The 22,877-nt window shown below is 60.0% G+C and carries 31 protein-coding genes; 11 read left to right on the forward strand and 20 right to left on the reverse strand.

What is annotated here, in order from left to right; translation table 11 throughout:
- Positions 1-390 (forward strand): sigma-70 family RNA polymerase sigma factor (locus ACIPIZ_RS18610; protein WP_401166611.1); only part of this gene is annotated, 390 nt, incomplete at its 5' end.
- Positions 391-570: 180 nt separating this feature from the next.
- Here the strand turns inward: ACIPIZ_RS18610 and mtgA are convergent.
- Positions 571-1,293, reverse strand: coding sequence for a monofunctional biosynthetic peptidoglycan transglycosylase (gene mtgA / locus ACIPIZ_RS18615; RefSeq protein WP_401166614.1), 723 nt, complete (start codon positions 1,291-1,293; stop codon positions 571-573).
- A gap of 74 nt (positions 1,294-1,367) precedes the next feature.
- Between mtgA and ACIPIZ_RS18620 the strand changes: the two genes are divergently transcribed.
- The 5 genes from ACIPIZ_RS18620 (at position 1,368) to ACIPIZ_RS18640 (ending at position 4,575) form a co-directional block, all read left to right on the forward strand.
- Positions 1,368-1,748, forward strand: coding sequence for a DUF423 domain-containing protein (locus ACIPIZ_RS18620; RefSeq protein ID WP_064388068.1), 381 nt, complete (start codon positions 1,368-1,370; stop codon positions 1,746-1,748).
- 71 nt (positions 1,749-1,819) lie between these two features.
- Positions 1,820-2,020, forward strand: a complete 201-nt coding sequence (gene thiS, locus ACIPIZ_RS18625) for a sulfur carrier protein ThiS (protein WP_161806642.1) — start codon at positions 1,820-1,822, stop codon at positions 2,018-2,020.
- 60 nt (positions 2,021-2,080) lie between these two features.
- Positions 2,081-2,875: a thiazole synthase gene (locus tag ACIPIZ_RS18630; RefSeq protein ID WP_007913621.1), complete on the forward strand. Its 795-nt coding sequence runs from the start codon at positions 2,081-2,083 to the stop codon at positions 2,873-2,875.
- A 9-nt stretch (positions 2,876-2,884) separates the two neighbouring features.
- Positions 2,885-3,610: a tRNA (guanosine(46)-N7)-methyltransferase TrmB gene (gene trmB, locus ACIPIZ_RS18635; RefSeq protein ID WP_064388069.1), complete on the forward strand. Its 726-nt coding sequence runs from the start codon at positions 2,885-2,887 to the stop codon at positions 3,608-3,610.
- Positions 3,611-3,786: 176 nt separating this feature from the next.
- Positions 3,787-4,575 (forward strand): hypothetical protein, encoded by a 789-nt coding sequence (locus tag ACIPIZ_RS18640; RefSeq protein ID WP_401166619.1) that lies wholly within the window; start codon positions 3,787-3,789, stop codon positions 4,573-4,575.
- Between the two features lie 123 nt (positions 4,576-4,698).
- Here the strand turns inward: ACIPIZ_RS18640 and ACIPIZ_RS18645 are convergent, their stop codons facing one another.
- The 11 genes from ACIPIZ_RS18645 to ACIPIZ_RS18695 form a co-directional block, all read right to left on the reverse strand.
- Positions 4,699-5,247: an RNA 2'-phosphotransferase gene (locus ACIPIZ_RS18645; protein WP_253481493.1), complete on the reverse strand. Its 549-nt coding sequence runs from the start codon at positions 5,245-5,247 to the stop codon at positions 4,699-4,701.
- Positions 5,248-5,368: 121 nt separating this feature from the next.
- Positions 5,369-5,692: a DUF3392 domain-containing protein gene (locus ACIPIZ_RS18650; protein ID WP_064116274.1), complete on the reverse strand. Its 324-nt coding sequence runs from the start codon at positions 5,690-5,692 to the stop codon at positions 5,369-5,371.
- A 22-nt stretch (positions 5,693-5,714) separates the two neighbouring features.
- On the reverse strand, positions 5,715-6,920 hold the full coding sequence (gene hemW / locus ACIPIZ_RS18655; protein WP_401166623.1) for a radical SAM family heme chaperone HemW: 1,206 nt from the start codon (positions 6,918-6,920) through the stop codon (positions 5,715-5,717).
- Positions 6,917-7,513 carry an RdgB/HAM1 family non-canonical purine NTP pyrophosphatase gene (gene rdgB, locus ACIPIZ_RS18660; protein WP_064116272.1) on the reverse strand — a complete coding sequence of 199 codons (597 nt, stop codon included), beginning with the start codon at positions 7,511-7,513 and terminating at the stop codon, positions 6,917-6,919. Before rdgB ends, hemW begins: the two co-directional genes overlap by 4 nt.
- On the reverse strand, positions 7,510-7,944 hold the full coding sequence (locus ACIPIZ_RS18665; protein WP_064388074.1) for a DUF4426 domain-containing protein: 435 nt from the start codon (positions 7,942-7,944) through the stop codon (positions 7,510-7,512). The genes rdgB and ACIPIZ_RS18665 overlap by 4 nt, the downstream gene beginning before the upstream one ends.
- A 25-nt stretch (positions 7,945-7,969) precedes the next feature.
- Complete coding sequence (metW, locus tag ACIPIZ_RS18670; protein WP_095121520.1) at positions 7,970-8,590, reverse strand: methionine biosynthesis protein MetW; 621 nt, start codon at positions 8,588-8,590, stop codon at positions 7,970-7,972.
- A gap of 7 nt (positions 8,591-8,597) precedes the next feature.
- Complete coding sequence (locus tag ACIPIZ_RS18675; protein ID WP_007913641.1) at positions 8,598-9,737, reverse strand: homoserine O-acetyltransferase; 1,140 nt, start codon at positions 9,735-9,737, stop codon at positions 8,598-8,600.
- 330 nt (positions 9,738-10,067) lie between these two features.
- Positions 10,068-10,364, reverse strand: coding sequence for a DUF167 domain-containing protein (locus ACIPIZ_RS18680; RefSeq protein WP_401166628.1), 297 nt, complete (start codon positions 10,362-10,364; stop codon positions 10,068-10,070).
- Positions 10,361-10,951, reverse strand: a complete 591-nt coding sequence (locus tag ACIPIZ_RS18685) for a YggT family protein (protein ID WP_064388077.1) — start codon at positions 10,949-10,951, stop codon at positions 10,361-10,363. Before ACIPIZ_RS18685 ends, ACIPIZ_RS18680 begins: the two co-directional genes overlap by 4 nt.
- A 10-nt stretch (positions 10,952-10,961) precedes the next feature.
- Positions 10,962-11,780, reverse strand: a complete 819-nt coding sequence (gene proC / locus ACIPIZ_RS18690) for a pyrroline-5-carboxylate reductase (RefSeq protein ID WP_064388078.1) — start codon at positions 11,778-11,780, stop codon at positions 10,962-10,964.
- Positions 11,781-11,803: 23 nt separating this feature from the next.
- Positions 11,804-12,490 carry a YggS family pyridoxal phosphate-dependent enzyme gene (locus ACIPIZ_RS18695; protein WP_105704576.1) on the reverse strand — a complete coding sequence of 229 codons (687 nt, stop codon included), beginning with the start codon at positions 12,488-12,490 and terminating at the stop codon, positions 11,804-11,806.
- A 57-nt stretch (positions 12,491-12,547) separates the two neighbouring features.
- On the opposite strand from ACIPIZ_RS18695, the gene ACIPIZ_RS18700 reads away from it, so the two are divergent.
- Entirely contained in the window at positions 12,548-13,582 is a 1,035-nt protein-coding gene (locus ACIPIZ_RS18700) for a type IV pilus twitching motility protein PilT (RefSeq protein WP_105704575.1), read from the forward strand.
- 124 nt (positions 13,583-13,706) lie between these two features.
- On the opposite strand, the gene ACIPIZ_RS18705 is transcribed toward ACIPIZ_RS18700, so the two are convergent.
- Entirely contained in the window at positions 13,707-14,324 is a 618-nt protein-coding gene (locus tag ACIPIZ_RS18705) for a C40 family peptidase (RefSeq protein WP_253481499.1), read from the reverse strand.
- Between the two features lie 266 nt (positions 14,325-14,590).
- On the opposite strand from ACIPIZ_RS18705, the gene ACIPIZ_RS18710 reads away from it, so the two are divergent.
- A complete protein-coding gene (locus ACIPIZ_RS18710) occupies positions 14,591-15,004 on the forward strand; it encodes a TM2 domain-containing protein (protein ID WP_161806643.1) in 414 nt (137 codons plus the stop codon).
- A 93-nt stretch (positions 15,005-15,097) separates the two neighbouring features.
- On the opposite strand, the gene ACIPIZ_RS18715 is transcribed toward ACIPIZ_RS18710, so the two are convergent.
- From ACIPIZ_RS18715 to gshB, 7 genes are all read right to left on the reverse strand, one after another.
- Entirely contained in the window at positions 15,098-16,369 is a 1,272-nt protein-coding gene (locus ACIPIZ_RS18715) for a dihydroorotase (protein WP_102901326.1), read from the reverse strand.
- Entirely contained in the window at positions 16,366-17,370 is a 1,005-nt protein-coding gene (locus tag ACIPIZ_RS18720; protein ID WP_007913665.1) for an aspartate carbamoyltransferase catalytic subunit, read from the reverse strand. The genes ACIPIZ_RS18715 and ACIPIZ_RS18720 overlap by 4 nt, the downstream gene beginning before the upstream one ends.
- Positions 17,371-17,397: 27 nt before the next feature.
- Complete coding sequence (gene pyrR, locus ACIPIZ_RS18725) at positions 17,398-17,904, reverse strand: bifunctional pyr operon transcriptional regulator/uracil phosphoribosyltransferase PyrR (RefSeq protein ID WP_034153653.1); 507 nt, start codon at positions 17,902-17,904, stop codon at positions 17,398-17,400.
- 80 nt (positions 17,905-17,984) lie between these two features.
- On the reverse strand, positions 17,985-18,422 hold the full coding sequence (ruvX, locus tag ACIPIZ_RS18730; RefSeq protein WP_064589634.1) for a Holliday junction resolvase RuvX: 438 nt from the start codon (positions 18,420-18,422) through the stop codon (positions 17,985-17,987).
- A complete protein-coding gene (locus tag ACIPIZ_RS18735) occupies positions 18,422-18,994 on the reverse strand; it encodes a YqgE/AlgH family protein (protein ID WP_105704571.1) in 573 nt (190 codons plus the stop codon). The genes ruvX and ACIPIZ_RS18735 overlap by 1 nt, the downstream gene beginning before the upstream one ends.
- Before the next feature lie 171 nt (positions 18,995-19,165).
- On the reverse strand, positions 19,166-20,065 hold the full coding sequence (locus tag ACIPIZ_RS18740) for an energy transducer TonB (protein ID WP_122855240.1): 900 nt from the start codon (positions 20,063-20,065) through the stop codon (positions 19,166-19,168).
- A gap of 107 nt (positions 20,066-20,172) precedes the next feature.
- Entirely contained in the window at positions 20,173-21,144 is a 972-nt protein-coding gene (gene gshB, locus ACIPIZ_RS18745; RefSeq protein ID WP_038358804.1) for a glutathione synthase, read from the reverse strand.
- A 225-nt stretch (positions 21,145-21,369) separates the two neighbouring features.
- On the opposite strand from gshB, the gene pilG reads away from it, so the two are divergent.
- The 3 genes from pilG to ACIPIZ_RS18760 are packed head-to-tail and all read left to right on the forward strand — an operon-like array spanning position 21,370 to position 22,750.
- Positions 21,370-21,774 (forward strand): twitching motility response regulator PilG, encoded by a 405-nt coding sequence (pilG, locus tag ACIPIZ_RS18750; protein ID WP_007913673.1) that lies wholly within the window; start codon positions 21,370-21,372, stop codon positions 21,772-21,774.
- Between the two features lie 60 nt (positions 21,775-21,834).
- Complete coding sequence (pilH, locus tag ACIPIZ_RS18755) at positions 21,835-22,200, forward strand: twitching motility response regulator PilH (protein ID WP_007913674.1); 366 nt, start codon at positions 21,835-21,837, stop codon at positions 22,198-22,200.
- A 10-nt stretch (positions 22,201-22,210) separates the two neighbouring features.
- Positions 22,211-22,750, forward strand: a complete 540-nt coding sequence (locus ACIPIZ_RS18760) for a chemotaxis protein CheW (RefSeq protein ID WP_007913675.1) — start codon at positions 22,211-22,213, stop codon at positions 22,748-22,750.
- The last annotated feature ends 127 nt before the right edge of the window (positions 22,751-22,877 follow it).

The following is a 22,877-nucleotide window of genomic DNA, read 5'->3' on the forward strand; positions in this document are numbered from 1 at the left end:
CACCGTGTGGCGGAAAGCCTCGGCGTCGAGCCGCGTGAAGTGCGCGAGATGGAAAGTCGCCTGACCGGCCATGACATGGCCTTCGACCCGGCTGCTGAAGCCGACGACGACAGCGCTTTCCAGTCGCCGGCCAATTACCTGGAAGACCACCGGTACGACCCGGCGCGTCAACTGGAAGATGCCGACTGGAGCGACAACTCCAACAGCAACCTGCACGAAGCACTGGAAGTGCTGGACGAACGCAGCCGCGACATCCTCTACCAGCGCTGGCTGGCAGAAGAGAAAGCCACGCTGCACGACCTGGCGCAGAAGTACAACGTGTCGGCCGAGCGGATCCGTCAGCTCGAGAAGAGCGCGATGAACAAGCTCAAGTTGTCGATCGCCGCCTAACCGGCGAGCAGGCAATAAAAAACGCCCCGATCAGCGATGATCGGGGCGTTTTCATTTCTGCTTCGCCACAAACCAATGTAGGAGTGAGCCTGCTCGCGATAGCGGTGTGACAGTCAGCATTGCCGTCACTGATGGACCGCTATCGCGAGCAGGCTCACTCCTACATTTAGATCCTCGGTGTTATCGAGACCAAGGCGCCCGCCGAGAATCATTCAGCCCCAGCAAATAACTATCCCCACCCAACTGACTCATCTGCTGCCGAATCCACCCGGCCCGACGCGACACATAAGCGGTCGGATGGCTGGCACTCCAGACGCGTGGGTTTGGCAGTACGGCAGCCAGATAACTCGCCTGCTGCCGGGACAGCGACTTCGCGCTCACGCCAAAGTGATGGCGGGCCGCAGCCTCGGCACCAAACACCCCGTCACCCCACTCGACGCTGTTCAGGTACACCTCAAGAATCCGCTGCTTGGGCCAGAACACTTCGATCAGCGCGGTAAACCACGCCTCCAGACCTTTACGCAGATAACTGCGACCGGCCCAGAGAAACAGGTTCTTCGACACTTGCTGACTCAAGGTGCTGGCGCCGCGAATTGAACCGCCGAGTTCGTTGTGGGCCAGCGCTGCCTGGATCGCACTGAAGTCAAAACCCCAGTGCTCAGGAAATTTCTGATCCTCGCCAGCCATCACCGCTACCTTGAGATCATCGGAGATCTCGTCCCACGGCTTCCAGGTTCGCTGCAGATCAATCGGCTCGCCATCGACCCAGGATTCGACCTTGCGCTCGACCATCAGCGCCGTGCCCGGCGGCGGCACGAAGCGAAACACCAGCACCAGCAATACGCTGCCGCCCGCGAACCAGAGCAGGGCCTTCGTGAGACGACGGAAAATAGTACGCAGCATAGAGATGGCTTGGCCGAACCCGTGGAGCGGGCCATTATACAGACCCTGCCGATCGAGTCTGACTGGAGTTCCCCATGCTGCGTGGCTTTTTGATGCTGGCCGCTTTTTTCGGTTTCACCGGAGTCGCTTTGGGCGCATTCGCTGCCCATGGTCTGAAAAACCGCCTGACGCCGGAGTATCTGGCGATTTTCCACACCGGCGTTACCTATCAATTGGTGCACACCCTGGCACTGTTCGGTGTGGCGCTGTTGGCCACGCAGATACAAGGGCGACTGGTTGCTTGGGCTGGCGTGTCGTTCGCCGCCGGCATCCTGCTGTTCTCCGGCAGCCTGTACGTGCTGACCATGACCGGTATCAGCAAGCTTGGCATCATCACCCCGTTCGGTGGCCTGGCATTTCTGGCCGGTTGGGTTTGCCTCGGGCTGGCCGCCTGGCGCTTGCAACCAACCGCTTGACGCTTGGTGCTGACCTTTAGGTCATGATCGGGCTAGAATGCCTGCCCCTAAAAATGATGGCGGCGTTGCGCATGCGCATTCAGTTGAACGGTGAATCCCTTGAACTGCCCGACGGCGAGACCGTTGCGGCCCTGATCACTCGTCTGGAACTGACCGGACGTCGAGTGGCAGTCGAACTCAATCTGGATATCGTCCCGCGCAGCCAGCATGCCGTCACCACGCTCAACGACGGCGACAACGTCGAAGTCGTGCACGCCATCGGCGGCGGCTGACCGGGCGGCCCGTACGGGCACAGAATTCTGCAAGACCCTCACCCCTAAAGAGGATTCCCCATGAGCATCGTTCGTAGCGACAAGCCTTTTGTTCTGGCCGGTCGTACTTACCAGTCGCGTTTGCTGGTTGGTACCGGCAAGTACCGTGACATGGAAGAAACCCGTCAGGCCATCGAAGCCTCGGGTGCCGAGATCGTCACCTTCGCCGTGCGCCGCACCAACCTGGGCCAGATCGAGGGCGAGCCGAACCTGCTCGATGTGCTGTCGCCGGAGCGCTACACCTTCCTGCCGAACACCGCCGGTTGCTACGACGCCATCGAAGCCGTGCGCACCTGCCGCCTGGCCCGTGAGCTGCTCGACGGCCACAACCTGGTGAAGCTGGAAGTGCTGGCTGACCAGAAGACCCTGTTCCCGAACGTCATCGAAACCCTCAAAGCCGCGGAAACGCTGGTCAAGGAAGGTTTTGACGTGATGGTCTACACCAGCGATGACCCGATCATCGCCCGGCAACTCGCGGAAATCGGCTGCATCGCAGTGATGCCGCTGGCCGGCCTGATCGGTTCCGGCCTAGGGATCTGCAATCCGTACAACCTGCAGATCATCCTCGAAGAAGCCAAGATTCCTGTGCTTGTCGATGCCGGTGTCGGTACTGCCTCCGACGCGACCATCGCCATGGAACTGGGTTGCGATGCGGTGCTGATGAACTCGGCCATCGCCCACGCCCAGCAGCCGGTGATGATGGCTGAAGCCATGAAACACGCCATCGTTGCAGGCCGTCTGGCCTACCTCGCTGGCCGTATGCCGAAAAAACTCTATGCCAGCGCCTCTTCGCCGCTGGATGGTCTGATCAAGTAAGAGCCATTGATGACTGAATCGAACGACACGCCTATCCAGACGGAAGAAGGCGACGAGCGCCAACACCGCCGCATCAAGAGTTTCGTGATGCGCGCCGGGCGCATGACCGAAGGCCAGCAACGCGGTCTGGATCAGGGCGCGCCGCTGTACGTGCTGCCGCTGGCCGACGCGCCGGTGGATTACGATCAAGTGTTCGGCCGTTCGGCACCGCGCTCGCTGGAGATCGGTTTCGGCATGGGCCACTCGCTGCTGGAAATGGCCGCGGCGGCACCGGAGCAGGATTTCATCGGCGTTGAAGTGCACCGTCCGGGTGTCGGCGCGCTGCTCAATGGCGTGCTGACTCAGGGCCTGACCAACCTGCGGGTCTACGATTGCGACGCGATCGAAGTGCTCAACCGCTGCATCGCCGACAACAGCCTCGATCGCCTGATGCTGTTTTTCCCGGACCCGTGGCACAAGAGCCGTCACCACAAGCGTCGTATCGTTCAGGCCTCGTTCGCTGAACTGGTGCGCAGCAAGTTGAAGGTCGGCGGCATTCTGCACATGGCCACCGACTGGGAACCGTACGCCGAATACATGCTGGAAGTGATGAACGTCGCCCCGGGCTACCGCAACCTCGCCGAAGACGGCAAGTGCGTACCGCGCCCGGCCGAACGCCCGATCACCAAGTTCGAACGCCGCGGCGAACGTCTTGGCCATGGCGTGTGGGATCTGAAGTTCGAAAAACAGTCCTGAGTCCTAGGCAATACCCCCCTGTAGGAGCTGCGGCACGCTGCGATTTTTTGATCCTGGTTTTCAAGATCAAAAGATCGCAGCGTGCCGCAGCTCCTACAGTTGTTTCTGGAGTTTGCTCAAGTTTGGCTATGATCCGCCGAAAGCTCGAGGCCCCCATTTGTAAAGGACGACAAATCTTGAAAGCCATTTTTGCCTGCACGCTGGTTCTGGGTCTCATTTGTTGCGCAGCGTGCGAACGGGTAGTCAGCCCCGAGGAATACTTCGCGAGTGCGCAGAGAACGGCGGCAAAGATCGAGCGCGACGCCAATGACCGGATCAAGCGTGAGGCCGCCGGGGAAAGCGTGCAATACACCCCTGAACAGTTGCGCGTTGCCGAAGGTGATCTCGAGGCTCTTGTGGACAACCTCAAGCATGCGTCGGGCGGCGGGCACACGCTGGCCACCTATGTTCTGGCCAGCCTGCAGGACAACCCGATGTTTTCCGAGCAGACGCGCTTACAGACCTGTGGTCTTTATCAGCGGGCCATGGATGATGGATTGTTAGCGGCTGCGGTGGGCTATTACCATTTGTGCGACAAAGCGTATGAACGATTTGATGCGCAAAATCCTGATCATTTGAAATTCTTGCAGTCTCTCGAGCAGTTGCTGCTCAAGCCTGATACGCATGCTGACGACTATCCGTTGCAGGCCAAACGTTCGCTGTGTTTCGAAGAACACGGGGCGCCTGCCGGCAAGGTCGGGCCGATGGCCGCCATGCGCGCCCGCGCAGCTGGCTTGGTATTGTCCGAAGACCAGTTTCGGGCTGAGGCCTACTACATACTCGCGTTGACTCGTGTGAACGGCAGCGATATGCGCGACAGCGGCAATATCGAACACTTCGATAAAGCGATAGCGCTGGGCTGCAAGGATTCCGTTGGCCTCAAGGCGATCCTTCAGGCGCAGAGCCGCTTATCGAAGAGTCATTGAACCAAGGCCCAATAGTGGGAGCGAGCCTGCTCGCGAAAGCGGTCTGACAATCAACGATGTTGTTGGATGTTAAGACGCCTTCGCGAACAGGTTCGCTCTCACAGTTGTTTGTGTATTAGGAGATTACAGGGGCGCAAGAAATCGAGCGGGCACCTGCTCTGTCAACCAGACGCCATTTTCGGCCTGATAGAACTTGAAGCCTTCTTCCTGCATCTGCTTGGTGGCGACTGCGAGGACCACTACGCTGCCGTAGCGTTGACCTACGGAAGTGGCAGTGGCGATCTCTTCCGAAAGATGCACGTGATGGCGTGATCCAGGGATCAAACCTTGTTCATTGATCGAATCGAGAAAACGCGTCGCGGTGCCGTGATACAGCGTTTGCGGTGGGGGTTTCTCGTCGAACTGCAACTCGACAGTCTTCGTCGAGTGGCCCTGAACAGCGCGGATGCACAAGCCGTCAGTAGAAATCGCAAAACGCTTTTTGTCGCTACTTGCCACCACCGTTTCAATCAAATCGCGATCGAGGTTACGACCGTCACGCGCAGCGCCATTAATCAGTGCGTCGATATCTGCCCAGCCATCCGAATCCAGCGTAAGACCAATCGCTTGAGGCTCGTGACGCAACACGAAGCTGAGAAACTTGCTTGTCTCGTCCAGCGTTTTTTTACTCATGAACGTCCCTGACTAACAGTAAAAAAGGAAGAACCACGCGCTGTAGGAGCTGCGGCACGCTGCGATCTTTTGATCTGATCGTTCCCACGCGAAGCGTAGGAACGCTCAATCGGCTGGCAAGTCAGCGGCGATCAGCAACCACGCCGATCAGCACCAGTACCACCAGCAGCACCGGCGCCAGGCTGTAGTTGTTGAACTGGCTCAAACCCTTGACCACCCACGGCGTGGCGTAGATCAGCGCCGCGCCGCTGCCGATCACGCACAGCAGCGACATCAGCGGTACGCGCAAGGCGCCGGCGATGCTGCCCAGGCGTTGCTCGACCCAGCCTTTGAAGTCAGCGCCGAACAGCACCAGCAGGCAGCCGACCAGCGCCAGGGCGATTTCCGAGAGGTTGCTGCGGCTCCAGCGGGAGACGGTGGCGAGCAGGTCGAGTATCAAATCCATGCGTTTTCCCTTAGCACTGAAATCAGTTCAGAAATTGTTGCAGCAAATCGTTGAGGAACAGCTGTCCGCGCTCGGTGGCCGCCAGACGTGACGGTTCGACCTGCAACAGACCGCTTTGTTCTGCCGCTGCCCGGCCCTCGGCGAGGCTTTCCAGTGACAGGCCAGTGCGCTGCGGATACAGGCGCGATTCGACGCCTGCGGTCAGGCGCAAAGCGTTCATCAGAAACTCGAACGGCATCTCGTCATTGCTCAGCGCTTTTTCGCCAGCCTGAAAGCTTTTCGCCGGATTCAGGTAGTCCTTTGGCAAACGGGTCTTCCAGGTACGCACGATGCGTCCGTCCGGATGGCTCAGCTTGCCATGCGCACCGGCGCCAATGCCGATGAAGTCGCCAAAACTCCAGTAATTGAGGTTATGCCGCGCCGGGCGCCCGGCCAGGGCATAAGCCGACACTTCGTATTGCGCGTAACCGTGCTCGGCCAGCAGCGCCTGCCCGGCTTCCTGAATGTCCCACAGCGTATCGTCCTCCGGCAGCACTGGCGGCTGGTTCCAGAACACGGTGTTCGGTTCCAGTGTCAGCTGATACCAGGAGATGTGCGTCGGATTCAGCGCGATGGCCTGACGCAGATCGCTCAAGGCATCGTCCAGCGATTGATCGGGCAAACCGTGCATCAAGTCGAGGTTGAAGTTATCGAACCCGGCCTGACGCGCCATGCCGGCCGCACGTACCGCTTCGTCACCGTTGTGAATCCGCCCCAGCGCCTTGAGTTTTTCCTGCTGGAAGCTCTGGATACCGATCGACAGGCGATTGATCCCCAGCTTGCGGTACGCGACGAACTTCTCCTGCTCGAAGGTGCCCGGATTGGCTTCCAGGGTGATTTCGATGTCACCGGCAAACGGAATGCGCTGCTCGACGCCTTCGAGTAAACGCCCAAGGGCTTCGGCGCTGAACAGGCTCGGCGTGCCGCCACCAAAGAAGATCGAGCTGATTTCGCGGCCGTAAACAGCGTGCAGATCCTGATCGAGGTCGGCCAGCAAGGCGTCGACGTATTCCTGCTCCGGCAACACCGGGCTGGCGGTGTGCGAGTTGAAATCGCAATACGGGCATTTGCGCACACACCACGGGATGTGGATGTACAACGCCAGGGGCGGTAGCGTCGGCAAGGGCGCCCGAGGCGAGGAGGCGGCGCCGCCGACAATCAGCGACGACGCAGAAGAGTCACGGGTCATTTCAAGCCCAGACGCTGGCGCAGCAGATCCATTGCTCGGGCGCGGTGGCTGATCTGGTTCTTGTCGGCCGGGCTCAGTTCGGCGCTGGACACATCGCGCTCCGGCACCCAGAACAGCGGGTCATAACCGAAACCGTGTTCGCCACTGGCAGCGGTCAGAATCCGTCCGTGCCACAGGCCTTCGCAGAGGATTGGCAGCGGATCATCGGCGTGGCGCACCAGCGCCAATACGCAGACGAACTGCGCGCCGCGTTCTGCTTCCGGGACGTCTTTCAAGGCATCGAGCAGTTTCGCGTTGTTCGCCGCATCGCCTTTGCCATCGGCATAGCGCGCCGAATAGATGCCCGGCGCACCGCCGAGGAAATCCACCGCCAGACCGGAATCATCGGCCAGCGCCGGCAAACCGGAAATGCGTGCGGCATTGCGCGCCTTGAGGATCGCGTTCTCGACGAACGACAAGCCGGTTTCTTCCGGCTCGACCTTGCTCCACTCGCCAATCGAGCGCAGTTGCACCGAGTCGCCGAGCATGGCCTGGAGTTCTTTGAGTTTGCCGGCGTTATGGCTGGCCAGTACGAGCTGCTTGATGTTCATCATTCGCCGGGAAAGAGTTCTTGGTTGAAATTGATGGTGTTGATCTTGTCGCCGTTCTGCACCTTGATTTCAAAGGTGCGGGTTTCCTGCTGTTCCACCGGATACTGGGCGATGTAGTAGATCGCGCCCTGTTCGGTGATCTGGCGGAAATTCAGCGGCACGCTGTTGCTGGTCAAGTCTTTGACCGTGCCGGTGACGTTGGCGATCAACGGTTTGCCGTCCTTGATTACCGAGACATTGATCACGCCCTGATGCTTGCTGCGGATCAGCTCCGCGGCCTTGGCGATGTCCGGTTGCAGGAACGTCGAGTTGAAGGTGTTGTAGTGCACCGTGACGTCGCCAAAGGTTTCCTTGCGTTCGCCCTTGATGACGTCGGCCGCCAGAGCGCTGGCGCTCAGGCAGGCAGTCAATAACAACAACGCTAAACGACCCATGATCGTCTCCTCGAAATGACGGGATTCAGACCGCGACTTTGTGGTCTGCAAGCTGCGGGCTGCTGACGCGGTAGATACCGATCTCACCTAACAGATTAGGCCATAGCTTACTGGCCCACCCGTGGCGGTGCTGTTGATCCACGGCAAGCCGATCAATGACCTTTGCATCACGTTCGCGGCAAAGTTCTTCAAAGTCTTCGAAGGTGCAGAAGTGGATGTTCGGCGTGTTGTACCAGGTGTACGGCAGAAACTCGGAGACCGGCATGCGGCCCTTGCTCGCCAGGTACCAGCGGCAGCGCCAGTGACCGAAGTTCGGGAAGGTGATGATGCATTGGCGACCGACCCGGAGCATTTCGTCGAGGATCTTGTCCGGGTAGTGCACGGCTTGCAGGGCCTGGGTCATGACGACGATGTCGAAACTGTTGCTGGCGAAGTTGCCCAACCCCTTGTCCAGATCCTGCTCGATAACGTTGACGCCTTTGGCCACGCACTCGGCGATGTTGTCGGCGTCGTTTTCCAGGCCATAACCGGTGACGTTCTTGTTGTCGCGCAACCAGGTCAGCAACTCGCCGTCACCGCAGCCCAAGTCGAGGACGCGGCTGCCGGCGGGGATCCATTCCTGGATGATTTCCAGATCAGCTCTCATGGCTTTCTCACAGCGTGATGCGGTTCATGTAATTGCCGAACGCCTGCAAGTAGCGCGGGATCGGAATCAGGAAGGCGTCGTGGCCCTGCGGCGCATCGATCTCCAGATAGCTGACGTCCTTGCGCGCCGCCATCAACGCATCCACCAGCTCCCGCGAGCGGGCCGGAGAGAAGCGCCAGTCGGTGGTGAACGACATCACGCAGAATTTGGCCGTGGCGTTTTCGAAGGTTTTTGCCAGGTTATCGTCGAAGTTCGCCGCCGGATCGAAGTAGTCCAGCGCCTTGGTCATCAACAGATAGGTGTTGGCGTCGAAGCGTCCGGAGAACTCTTCGCCCTGATAACGCAGGTAGCTTTCGACCTGGAATTCGACACTGTGGAAGTCGTAGTTGAGCTTCTCGCTCTTCAGGCCACGGCCGAATTTCTCGCCCATGGAATCGTCGGACAGGTAAGTGATGTGGCCGACCATGCGTGCGAGCATCAAACCGCGCTTGGGGATCACGCCGGCTTCCTGGAACGAACCGCCGTGGAATTCCGGGTCCGTCAGGATCGCCTGGCGGGCGACTTCGTTGAAGGCGATGTTCTGCGCCGACAGCTTCGGTGCCGAGGCGATGGCCAGGCAGTGCCGCACGCGATCCGGGTAAGTGATGGTCCATTGCAACGCCTGCATGCCGCCCAGGCTACCGCCGATCACCGCCGCCCACTGGCCGATGCCGAGCAGATCAGCGAGGCGAGCCTGGCTGTGCACCCAGTCTTCCACGGTGAGTACCGGGAAGTCGGCGCCGAACGGTTTGCCGGTCTCCGGGTTGATGCTGCTCGGGCCGGTGGAGCCGTTGCAGCCGCCCAGATTATTCAGGCTGACCACGAAGAACTTGTTGGTGTCGATCGGTTTGCCGGGGCCGATGCAGCTGTCCCACCAACCGGGTTTACGGTCGTCGACGCTGTGATAGCCAGCGGCGTGGTGGTGACCGGACAAGGCGTGGCAAATCAGTACGGCGTTGCTCGCTTGCGCGTTCAGCGTGCCGTAGGTTTCGTAGATCAGGTCATAGGCGGCCAGCGAACGGCCACAGGCCAGCGCTAGCGGTTCGCTGAAGTGCGCGGTTTGCGGCGTCACCAGACCAACAGAATCGGGGGGAAAGGCAGTTGGCATCGACCCTGCTCTCGTTGAAATGAGGCGTAAGTCTAAAGACCGGGGGGGTTAGCGGCAAGCGGCCCTCACCCTAGCCCTATCCCAGAGGTAGAGGGAACCGACCGAGGTGTTCTTTTGAGTTACGCCGACCTGATCTATCGAGTCGAACTCAGGCCTTGAAAACCACCAAAATCGGCTCCCTCTCACGGAGGAAGTGGGGGCTGACTGGGGTGGATGTTCGAGATACGCCGACGTGGGATATCGAGTCGAACTCAAGCTTTGAGAACAGCATAGATCGGCTCCCTCTCCAGGGGGAGAGGGCTGGGGTGAGGGGCACAGACGCCGCGAAACTCAAGACAAGCGCCCAACCAACCCAGGCAAATCCGGCAACTTCTTCGGCGAGCAGATCTTCACCCGCTTCTGCCGGTTCAACTCACCACTGAGCAAACTGACCTGGCTCTTCGAAACGCCAAATGCCTTGGCCAGAAAGCCCATCAGGTGAGCATTGGCCTTGCCCTCGACCGGCGGCGCAGTCAGCCGAATCTTCAGACGATCGCCGTGCAGCCCGGCGAAGTCATCGCTGCGGGCTGCCGGTTGCAGGTGACACTCGAGGATCAAGTCGTCACCGTCCCATCGAAACCAGCTCACATCAGCAGACGGAGGATTTCCGGCATCATCGTCATCGCCGCCAGATTGTTGATCACCAGCATGTCGATCAGCTTCAGCGCCAGGAAGGCGAAGATCGGCGACAGATCCAGACCGCCGAGATTCGGCAGGATTTTGCGGAACGGCGCCAATGCCGGTTCGCAGATCTGATTAACCAGTTCAGCCCCCGGATTGTGGCTGCCCGGCGCGACCCACGAGAGGATCACGCTGATGATCAGGGCGAAGAAGAAGATCTTCAGGAACAGCGCGGTCACCCCGATCAGCGACCAGATCACCAGTTGCAGCGGGTTACCGGTGGTGCCGTAAGTCAGCAGCAGGGTCAGCGCCATCAGCGCCAGTTGCACCAGAATCGCCAAGACCAGCGACGACATGTCGAGGCCGAACAGGCTCGGGATGATCCGGCGCAGTGGCTTGAGCAGCGGCTGGGTGGCTTTGACGATGAACTGGCACAGCGGGTTGTAGAAGTTCGCCCGTACCAGTTGCAGAACGAAGCGCAGCAGCACGATCAGCAAATACAGACTGCCGAGGGTTTGCAGCACGTAAACCGCTGCAGTGTTCAATCCAATCATGTAAGGCTCCTTATTTGCCCAGTTGTTCGGCCATTTCGGCCGAGCGGTGCGCGGCGGCGCCGAGTGCGGTTTCGACCAGGGCTTCAAAGCCATTGGCCTGGAATGATTTGATCGCGGCTTCGGTTGTGCCGTTTGGCGAAGTCACGCGACGGCGCAGTTCGGCGGCGTCGACATCGCTGGAAACCGCCATGTGTGCGGCGCCCAAGGCGGTCTGCAGAGTCAGTTGTTCAGCGATGTCCTTCGGCAGGCCGAGTTTGACGCCGGCAGCGGTCATGGCTTCGATCAGCAGGAAGAAGTACGCCGGGCCGGAACCGGAAACCGCAGTGACCGCGTCCAGTTGCTGTTCTTCATTCAGCCACAGGGCAATGCCCACGGCGGACAGCAGCTCTTCGGCTTGCTGACGTTGTTCGGCGGTCACTTCGCTGGTCGCATACAAACCGCTGACACCCTGACGCAGCAGCGCCGGGGTGTTCGGCATGCAGCGCACGATCGGCTGTTCGCCCAACCACGCGGTCATGCTCGCGCAGGTGATACCAGCGGCAATCGACACCACCAGTTGATTCGGTTTCAGGCTCGGGCGAATCGCTTCGCACACGGCTTTCATCGCCTGCGGCTTGACCGCCAGCACGATCACATCGACGCCGTCGATGGCCTGGGCGTTATCGGCAAAGGTTTCGATGCCGTGTTCGGCGCTGACTTTGGTGCGGGTTTCTTCACCGGGGTCGCTGGCACGGATCTGCCCGGCTTCCAGCCCCTTGGCACGGAGGCCGCCAATCAGACTGGCCGCCATGTTGCCCGCACCGATAAACGCAATACGTGTGTTGCTCATGTGTGGTCCTTATCTGGAATCGTTCAAGATTGGGAATAATCGCGGGCGCCGAACAGGGCCGTACCGATACGCACCCAAGTGGCGCCTTGGGCAATGGCCGACTCGAGGTCGTGGCTCATGCCCATGGAAAGTGTGTCGAGCGGCAGATCGAGGCTTGCCTGCAATTTCTGCACGGCGGCGAAGGCCGCGTCCTGCTCGGCGCGATCTTCGGTTGGCTCGGGAATTGCCATCAAGCCGCGCAGCTTCAGCCGAGGCAGGGCGCTGATGGCTTCGGCCAGCGCCGGCAGATCCGCCGGGGTGCAGCCGGATTTACTGGCTTCACCGCTGACATTGACCTGAATGCAGATGTTCAGCGGCGGCAGTTCAGCCGGGCGCTGTTCGGACAAGCGTTGAGCGATTTTCAGGCGATCCACGGAGTGCACCCAGTCGAAATGCTCGGCAATCGCACGAGTCTTGTTCGATTGAATGGGGCCGATGAAGTGCCAGATCAAGGGCAGGTCGGCCAGTTCGAGCTGTTTGCCCAAAGCTTCCTGCAGGTAGTTCTCACCAAAGTCACGCAGGCCGGCGGCATACGCTTCGCGCAACGCCTCGGCGGGTTTGGTTTTGCTCACGGCGAGCAACTGAATGCTGTTTTCGTCGCGGTTCGCAGCGTTGGCTGCTGCCTGGATGCGCGAACCAACCTGAAGAATGTTGTCTGCTATCGTGGACATCAAGAGGCGCCGGCGGTCTGAAGGTTCGCGGCATTCTACTGGAATTTGAGGAGCGCTATGGATATCACTGAACTGCTGGCCTTCAGCGCCAAACAGGGAGCTTCCGACCTGCACCTGTCGGCCGGTCTGCCGCCGATGATCCGTGTCGATGGCGATGTGCGGCGGATCAATCTGCCGGCGCTGGATCACAAGCAAGTGCACGAATTGATCTACGACATCATGAACGACACCCAGCGGGTCGACTTCGAGAAACATCTGGAAACCGACTTTTCTTTCGAAGTCCCCGGTGTCGCGCGTTTTCGAGTTAACGCTTTCAACCAGAACCGTGGTGCCGGCGCGGTGTTTCGGACCATTCCGTCGAAAGTGCTGAGCATGGACGACCTCGGCATGGGCGATGTCTTTCGCAAGATCACCGACGCCCCGCGCGGGCTGGTGCTGGTCACCGGGCCGACCGGTTCGGGCAAGTCGACCACGCTGGCGGCGATGATCGATTACCTCAATACCCACCGGCATCACCACATCCTCACCATTGAAGACCCGATCGAATTCGTTCACGAATCGCGCAGATGCCTGATCAATCAACGTGAAGTCCATCGTGATACCCGCAGTTTCGCCACCGCTTTGCGCTCGGCGCTACGTGAAGACCCGGATGTGATCCTGGTCGGCGAGATGCGTGACCTGGAAACCATTCGCCTGGCGTTGACCGCTGCGGAAACCGGGCATCTGGTGTTCGGCACGCTGCACACCACCTCAGCGGCGAAAACCATTGACCGGGTGGTCGACGTATTCCCCGGTGACGAGAAGTCGATGGTGCGTTCGATGCTGTCGGAGTCGCTACTGGCGGTAGTCTCGCAGACGCTGATCAAGAAGATCGGCGGCGGGCGCGTGGCGGCCCACGAGATCATGCTGGGGACGTCGGCGATCCGTAACCTGATCCGTGAGGACAAGGTCGCGCAGATGTATTCGGCAATTCAGACCGGTGGGTCGTTGGGCATGCAGACACTGGACATGTGCCTGAAGGATCTGGTGACCAAGGGCTTGATCAGCCGCGAGCATGCGCGGGAGAAGGCGCGTACACCGGATAATTTCTGAGGGAGTGATCGTTCCCACGCTCTGCGTGGGAATGCAGCCCGGGACGCTCTGCGTCCCTGCCGAAGCGGACGCGGAGCGTCCATTGAGGCATTCCCACGCGGAGCGTGGGAACGATCGGTTGGTGTTAGCGCTGAACCACGCGCAGCTGGCTCTGTTCTTTCGGCAACACACGCTTGGCCACCACGTAGTGCTGCTGCCAGTACGGCTTGTTCAGCGTGTCGATGCTCACCGCTTTGCCACGACGCGGTGCGTGGATGAAGCGGTCGTTGCCCAGGTAGATGGCAACGTGGTTGACCCGACGGCTCTTGATGTTGAAGAAAATCAGGTCGCCCGGCTTCAGATCCTTGCGTTCGACTTTCTCGCCGTGGCCGCTGGCCATGGCATTCGAGGTGCGTGGCAGGTCGAACGTGGCGTCGTTGAACGCGTATTTCACCAGACCGCTGCAATCGAAGCCTTTACTTGGGCTGCTGCCGCCCCAACGATAAGGCGTACCGAGGACGTTTACCGCACGGCTCAGCACGTTGCTGCTTTCCTTGCTCGCCATCGGTGGCACCAGCTTGTTGTGGCTCTTGCTGCTCAGCGTGGTGGTTTTGCTTTTGCTGCTTTTGCTCGATGGAGCCGAAGCATGGGATTTAGGAGTAAAGCCGTTAACGTTAGGAAGACGTTGCTCACGATTGGTGGCGTGGGCGGCCAGTGGCATTAATAGGCAGATGGTCAGCCATGTCTTGAAAAATGGTCGCATTAGGCGTGGCTCTTCAGTGATAGCGCGCAACTTTATAACAGAGTTTTTTTTCATTCCGAGTCCGTTGGTCGATTCAGTTGGCAGCCAACGGAACCAAATAAGCGGCAAATGGACGCAATTGTCGGACAGAAGTCAGGTGCTATAAGGCTTTGACGGTAGCAACGGTAACATTTGCCGTACGTCGGCTACCTGTAAAAAAGTCACAAAGAATTCAAGAATATTTATCTATCGTGTGAATCGAGGTCTTCATGAACCGCTATCAACAAATTGCACAGCCGCAAGATACACACAGCAAAGTCATCGGCTATCTGCTGTGGATTTTCGGTTTTACCGGCGCTCACCGCTTCTATTACGGCAAGCCAGTGACCGGGACGATCTGGTTCTTCACCTTCGGTCTGCTGGGGATTGGCTGGTTGATCGACCTGTTCCTGATCCCGGCGATGGATCGCGAGGCGGATCTGCGTTTTACCGCAGGGCCGATCGAATACAACGTGGCGTGGATTCTGCTGACGTTTCTCGGAGCATTGGGTGTGCACCGGATGTATCAGGGGAAATGGATCAGCGGACTGATTTATCTGCTGACGGGCGGGTTGTTCTTTCTGGGGGTGCTGTATGACTTCTGGACGCTGAATGATCAGGTGTCGGTGCGTAACGCTGAAGGCAGAGGCGCCTTCCAGTAAAGCTTCGCGAGCAGGCTCGCTCCCACAGGGGATTCGTGTCGTTCACAGATCCAATGTGGGAGGGAGCCTGCTCGCGATCGGCTCAACCCGGTATCAAGCCTGGTGACTGATCCGCCCATCCACCAGCGTGTAGCGAACCACACCCGGCAAAGTGTGCCCAATGAACGGGCAATTCTCACCCTTCGACAACCAGCCTTCACCGGCCACCGTCGAAGCCTGCGGATCGAACAGGACGATATCCGCCGCCCCTCCCACCGCCAGTTTGCCCGCCGGCAAGCGCAGCGCTTCAGCCGGGCCAGCGCTCAAACGCGCCAGCAAGGTCGGCAGATCCAGCAAGCCATCCTCCACCAGCGTCATCGCCAATGGCAGCAACAGCTCAACACTGCTGATGCCCGGTTCGGTCGCGCCGAACGGTGCCAATTTGGCGTCACGTTCGTGCGGCTGGTGATGGCTGGAAATCGCCGACACCACGCCGGACTTCACTGCTTCACGCAGGCCATCACGGTCAGCACGCGTACGCAGCGGCGGCTGCACGTGATACAGGCTGCTGAAGTCGATCAGCGCTTCGTCCGTCAGAATCAGCTGATACAACGCCACATCCGCCGTTACCTTCAAACCGCGAGCCTGCGCCTGCGCGATCAAGGCAACGCCGCGAGCGCTGGTCAATTGGCTGAAGTGCGCACGCACGCCGGTCTGCTCGACCAGCAGCAGATCACGGGCCAATGCCACGGTTTCAGCGGTTTCCGGAATCCCGGGCAAGCCGAGGAAACTGGCTACTGCGCCTTCATGGGCCAGACCACCCTCGGCCAGATCATGATCCTGCGAGTTGAAAATCACCGTCAGGTCGAAAGTCGCCGCGTATTCCAGCGCCCGGCACAGGGTGCGGGTGTTGCGGAAACTCTCCAGACCGTTGCCGAACGCCACACAACCGGCGTCGCGCAGCGCCACCAGTTCTGCCAGTTGCTCGCCGTCCAGACCTTTGCTCAGCGCACCAATCGGGAACACCTTGGTGTTGCCGGCTTCGCGCGCGCGGTCGAGGATCAGTTCGGCCACGGCGGAGGTGTCGAGCACCGGTTTGGTTTTCGGCGGGCAGCACAGGCTGGTCACGCCACCGGCCGCAGCAGCGCGGGTTTCGCTGATGATTGAGCCTTTGCGGCTGTAGCCCGGCTCGCGCAGGGCCACATTCAGATCGACGAGGCCCGGAGCAGCGACAAGGCCTTGGGCATCAATGGTTTCTACTGCCGTGAAACCCGCTGGGGCCGCGCCGAGGGCGACGATCTTGCAGGCTTCAACGTGAATGTCGGTGATTTGATCCAGGCCGCTGCTTGGATCGATGACGCGTGCGCCGAGAATGCTGAGCTTCACTGGGCGTTCTCCTGCTCGAATTGGCGCTGGGCCGTTTGCCCGCTCATGGCCATGGACAGCACAGCCATACGAATCGCGATGCCGTAGGTCACCTGATTGAGGATCACCGAGTGCGGGCCGTCGGCCACGGCGGACTCGATTTCCACCCCGCGGTTGATCGGCCCCGGGTGCATGACGATGCAATCGGGTTTGGCCCCGGCCAGACGCGCGGTGGTCAGGCCGAACAGGCGGTAGAACTCGCCCTCGCTCGGCAACAGGCCGCCGGTCATGCGCTCACGCTGCAGGCGCAGCATGATCACCACGTCGACGTCTTTCAGGCCTTCGGTCATGTCGGTGTAGACCTTCACGCCGTATTGCTCGATGCCGATCGGCAGCAGGGTTTTCGGCGCGATCACGCGGATGTCCGGGCAACCGAGGGTCTTCAGCGCGAGCATGTTCGAGCGCGCCACCCGCGAGTGCAGGATGTCGCCGACGATGGCCACCGAGAGGTTTTCGAAACCGCCCTTGTGCCGACGGATGGTGAGCATGTCGAGCATGCCCTGCGTCGGGTGAGCGTGACGGCCGTCGCCGCCGTTGATGATCGCCACTTGCGGGCAAACATGCTCGGCGATGAAGTGCGCTGCACCGGAATCACCGTGGCGCACGACGAACATGTCGGCGGCCATGGCTTCAAGGTTGCGCAAGGTGTCGAGCAGGGTTTCGCCCTTGCTTGCCGACGAGGTCGACACGTTCAGGGTGATCACGTCCGCCGACAGCCGCTGGGCCGCCAGTTCGAAGGTGGTGCGGGTGCGCGTGGAGTTTTCGAAGAACACGTTGCACACGGTTTTGCCGCGCAGCAACGGGACTTTCTTCACCGCCCGGGCACCGACTTCGAGGAACGAGTCGGCAGTGTCGAGGATTTCCGTCAACAACTCGCGGCGCAGGCCGTCGAGCGAGAGGAAGTGGCGCAGCTGGCCCTGATCATTGAGCTGCAGCGGGCGCTTGGTATCTAGAGGCGTCATCGCGAAGGGGACTCTCAATAGGGCGGATTAAAGGTTGAAGTCTTGCAGTTCGAGCGTCAGCGGCTCGGGGCCGGACAGCTTCACCCGCTCGTGGGCGGCCAGCGACAAGGTTGCGCCAACCACGTTCGGGCGGATCGGCAGCTCGCCGGCGTCGAGGTCCAGCAGGCAGACCAGGGTCACGCTGGCCGGGCGGCCGTAGTCGAACAATTCGTTCATGGCGGCGCGGATGGTGCGGCCGCTCATCAATACGTCGTCGATCAGCACCAGATGCTGGCCTTCGATCTCGAAGGGCAGGGCGGACGGGCGCACTTGCGGGTGCAGACCGTTCTGGCTGAAGTCGTCGCGGTAAAAGGACACATCGAGCGTGCCCAGTGGCGCGTCGCTGCCCAGTTCCTTGAGCAAGGCCTGCGCGACCCAGATGCCGCCAGTGCGAATGCCGATGTAACGCGGTTCAGTGATCTCACGCTGGGCAAGGTGCGCCTTGAGGCGGGTCGCCATCTGGCTGATCAGATCGGCGGGATTTGGCAGGCTCATGGTTGCTCCTTGTTGGGGGCGAGTAGGGTCCTTGGACACGACTCGGTTTTTCACTCAAAAGAAAAGCGCCGAAGCGCTTGTCAGGATTCAAACAATGCAGTGTTTTCATCGAGCCAGCCCTGCAACAGCAGAGCGGCAGCGATGGCGTCCACCGGGTTGTCGCGGTAACTGCCTTTCTGGCCGCCACGGGCCAGGCGCTCGCCTTTGGCCTCGAACGTGGTCAGGCGCTCGTCGTGGGTATAGAAGGGCAGGTTGAAGCGGCCATTGAGGCGGCGGGCGAATTTTTCTGCGCGTACGCACATGTCGCTTGGCGTGCCGTCCATGTTCAGCGGCAGGCCGACGACGACGGCGTCGGGTTTCCATTCTTTTATAAGAGCTTCGACCTGGTTCCAGTCCGGCACGCCGTTCTGTGCCTTCAAGGTGCACAGCTCGCGGGCTTGGCCGGTGATGACCTGGCCGACGGCAACGCCGATCTGTTTGGTGCCGTAGTCGAAGCCGAGAATCAGGCGCAGGGCCATCAGGCGTGTCCTGCCTGGCTGGTCAGCAGGCTGAGGTTGATCCCCAGGTGCTTGGCTGCGGCTTCGAGGCGCAATTCGCTGCTGGTGTTGAAGAGGATATCGGCGTCGTACGGGCAGTTCAGCCAGGCGTTGTCGGCGAGTTCCGCTTCCAGTTGCCCGGCTTCCCAACCGGCGTAACCGAGGGCAATCAGGCTTTTTGCCGGGCCGACGCCGTCAGCGATGGCGAACAGCACGTCCTGCGAGGTCGACAGAGCCAGATCGCCGTCCAGCTGCGCGGTGGCCTGGAAGGTCTTGCCCGTCGGGTGCAGGACAAAACCGCGATCGGTCTGCACCGGGCCGCCGATAAAGATCGGTACATGCTGGCACAGTGCTGGCGGGTCGATGTCCGGGCGCAGTTGCTCAAGAATGTCGGCCAGGTTCAGCTCTTGCGGCCTGTTGACCACAATTCCCATAGCGCCATTGGCCGTGTGCTCGACGATGTAGGTCAAGGTGTGGGCAAAGTTCGGGTCGGCCATGTGTGGCATGGCGATCAGGAATTGATGCTTGAGGTAGCTGGGGCTGACGTTTTTCATGTGCGCTAGTGTGGCGTTCGGGGGGCAAACTGACAAGCTGGAGATGTAAGCAACACACCGATCAACTGTAGGAGTGAGCCTGCTCGCGATAGCGGTGTGTCAGTCAAATGTTCAGGTTCTGACATACCGCTATCGCGAGCAGGCTCACTCCTACAGGGGGGCTGTGGTGTGTCAGTTGCTGGAGAGCTTGTCGCCCCGGGCGAATTTCCAGGTACGAATGATTTCCAGACGGTCGATATCCGACAAGTCCCCGGTAAACGGGGCAAACGGTGCCGCCAGTCGAACAATGCGCTGCGCCGCCTGATCCAGCAGCGGCTGGCCGGAAGACTCCAGCACCAGCACTTCATACAGCGAACCGTCGCGGTTGATCGAGACCATCAGGCGCAGATTGCCGTAGATCTGCTTGCGCCGTGCTTCTTCGGGGTAATTGAGGTTGCCGATACGTTCGACCTTCTTGCGCCAGTCATCCTTGTACCAGGCACCCTTGTCGCGCATGGTCGACGCCGCGCTCAAGCGGTGAATACGCGGACGCTTGGCGTACAGCTGTTGTTCCTTGGCCAGTTCGGCTTCGAGGCTGGCGATGTCGCTGGACAGCTGCGAGCTATCGAACTCCGGTGCGTCGACCGTCGGTTTGACCTCGGTCTTGGTTTCTTCTTTCTTGGTCGGTGCTTTTTTCGGCTTCGGCGCAACGGTGGTCACCGCAGCCTTGGGCGCGGCTTCCTGCACTTGCGGCTTGGCGGCCGGTGGCGGGGTGACTTTCTTGACCTGATTGTCCTGGAATGGCGCGACCTCGGTGGTCTTCGGAATCGCCTTCTTGTCCAGCGTGCCGCTGCCTTCCTGATGTTCTTGGGCGAGAAAGTCAGCCTTCTCCGGCTTCTTTTCGCTCTTGAAGGTGGCGAGGGTGATTTCCAGGGTTTTGCTGATTTGCTTGGGCTCGACCATCGTGAAGCCGATGCCGAGCAGCAGCGCCAAGTGGATCAGCGCCGCAAGAAACAGAGTAAATCCGAGGCGATCGGCCGGGCGCACGCCACGGTGGGCGAGTTCTGCGGGCAGATCGGACGGGAGGGTCATGACAAGAAAACCAACATCGCGTTTTTCAGAGGCTGCGCATGATAACGCAATGTTGGTTTCACGCCTTGGGCTTCACGCTTCAAGCGACAGACTGCATGTGACGTGCATCAAGCTTGTGGCATTTTGCCGGCGGCTTGCAGCTTCTTGGCGATCGCGTCCATCAACATGCCGCCAATGTCGGTGCCGAAGGCGTTGTCGATTTCACGGATGCAGGTCGGGCTGGTGACGTTGATTTCGGTGAGGCTTTCGCCGATCACATCGAGGCCAACGAACAGCAGACCTTTCTCACGCAAGGTCGGGCCGACCTGAGCAGCAATCCAGCGATCCTTGTCAGTCAGCGGGCGTGCTTCACCACGGCCACCGGCAGCCAGGTTGCCACGGGTTTCGCCCTGCGCCGGAATCCGCGCCAGGCAGTAATCCACCGGCTCGCCGTCGATCATCAGGATGCGTTTGTCGCCGTCCTTGATTGCTGGCAGGTAAGCCTGGCCCATGATCTGCTGGCCACCGAGGGCGGTCAGGGTTTCCAGAATCACCGACAGATTTGGATCACCGGCGCGGTGGCGGAAAATCGAAGTACCGCCCATGCCGTCCAGCGGCTTGAGGATCACGTCGCCGTGTTTGGCGGCGAATTCGCGCAGCACGTCGGCGCGGCGGCTGACGATGGTTGGCGGCGTGCACTGCGGGAACAGCGTGGCGAACAGCTTTTCATTGCAGTCGCGCAGGCTCTGCGGCTTGTTCACCACCAGTACGCCAGCGGTTTCAGCCTGTTCGAGCAGGTAGGTGGAGTAAACGAACTCCATGTCGAACGGGGGATCCTTGCGCATCAGGATCACGTCGAGATCGCTCAGCAGGTTGTCCTGCTCGGCGTCCAGTTCGAACCATTTTTCCGGGTTGGCGAAGACTTTCAGCGGCTTCATCCGCGCCCGGGCCTGACCTTCGCCCTGATACAGGTCGCGCTGTTCCATATAGAACAGTTCCCAGCCACGCTTCTGCGCGGCCAGCAGCATGGCCAGCGAGCTATCCTTTTTATAGGAGATGCTGGCGATAGGGTCCATGACAATCCCGACGCGAACGCTCATTGGGTTTTCCTCGAAAATTGGCTACCGGATCGGTATTGAAAAAGTGCCGCCAGAGTGGCGCCGGGCGGGTTTTCGGTCAAGGAAAAACCCGTCGATAGATTGCATCTGGAGACTGTGCTAAAAAGGCTGCCATGCCGTGCTGGCCCTTGAGCATCAAGGGTTTCCAGCCATCAGTCATCGCAAAACGGACAATTTGATTCGCTAAGGCGACGGTAGAGCCCTCTTATGGAACAGCAGTCCAGCGCCTTGAAGGTCATGGTGATCGACGACTCGAAAACGATTCGTCGCACCGCCGAAACATTGTTGAAGAATGTCGGTTGCGAAGTGATCACGGCGATCGACGGTTTCGACGCCCTGGCGAAGATCGCCGACAACCATCCCGGGATCATTTTTGTCGACATCATGATGCCGCGTCTGGATGGCTATCAGACCTGCGCTTTAATCAAGAACAACAGTGCGTTCAAGGCCACGCCGGTGATCATGCTGTCATCGCGTGACGGGCTGTTCGACAAGGCTAAGGGGCGGATTGTCGGTTCTGATCAATTTTTGACCAAGCCTTTCAGCAAGGAAGAACTGCTCAACGCGATTCAGGCCCATGTTCCGGGCTTCGCCGCCGTTTTGCCGCAGTAAGACACGTACAGTGACGCTCGGCCAGCGGGCCGCGCGTCGACAAGAAAAATGGGGAAAACCATGGCACGTATCCTGATCGTCGATGATTCGCCGACTGAAATGTACAAACTGACCGGCATGCTGGAAAAGCACGGTCATGAAGTGTTGAAGGCCGAAAACGGCGCCGATGGCGTGGCCCTGGCCCGTCAGGAAAAACCCGACGCCGTGCTGATGGACATCGTCATGCCCGGCCTCAACGGTTTTCAGGCGACCCGCCAGTTGACCAAGGATGCCGACACCAGCCACATCCCGGTGATCATCATCACCACCAAGGATCAGGAAACCGACAAGGTCTGGGGCACCCGTCAGGGCGCCAAGGACTACCTGACCAAACCGGTCGACGAAGACACCCTGATCAAGACCCTGAACAACGTACTCAAAGGCTGATCGCGCGACCATGAGCGAATCGCTGACCGCGTTCGAACTGCTCTGGCAAATCGACCAGCGCTGCCGCTTGCTGGCGGCGGACCTGCCGTCGCAACCGGCGCGGCAGGATCGCTGGAGCGGCATCGGCTTTCGCCTCGGCGAGCATTGGTATGTGGCGCCGATGGGCGAAGTCAGCGAAGTGCTGCACGAACCGCGCTTCACTCAGTTGCCCGGGGTCAAGCCGTGGGTCAAGGGCGTGGCTAACCTGCGCGGGCGGCTGCTGCCGATCATGGACCTGTGCGGTTTCTTCGGGCATGAGCTGTCGCCGTTGCGTAAACAGCGGCGGGTGTTGGTGGTAGAACATGGCGATGTGTTTGCCGGGCTGATGGTCGATGAGGTTATTGGCTTGCAACATTTCGAGCAGGACAGCTTCGAACCGATCTCGATCAGCAAGCGTCAGGGCTCCAAGGCCGAGTTCGTCAAAGGCTATTTCCGCCGTGAGCAGAACTGGCGGGTGTTCAGCTTGTTCGCGTTGGCGAAATCCCCGGTGTTCATGAGCGTCGCGATATAGCCGTTACAACAAAGATCCCTTGTAGGAGTGAGCCTGCTCGCGATTCAGGCACCGCGGTGTATCAAGTACACCGCGTTATCGTTCAATCGCGAGCAGGCTCACTCCTACAGGTTCTACCGGTGAGCTT

This window comes from Pseudomonas sp. NPDC087690, from assembly GCF_044743175.1.
GTDB lineage: Bacteria > Pseudomonadota > Gammaproteobacteria > Pseudomonadales > Pseudomonadaceae > Aquipseudomonas.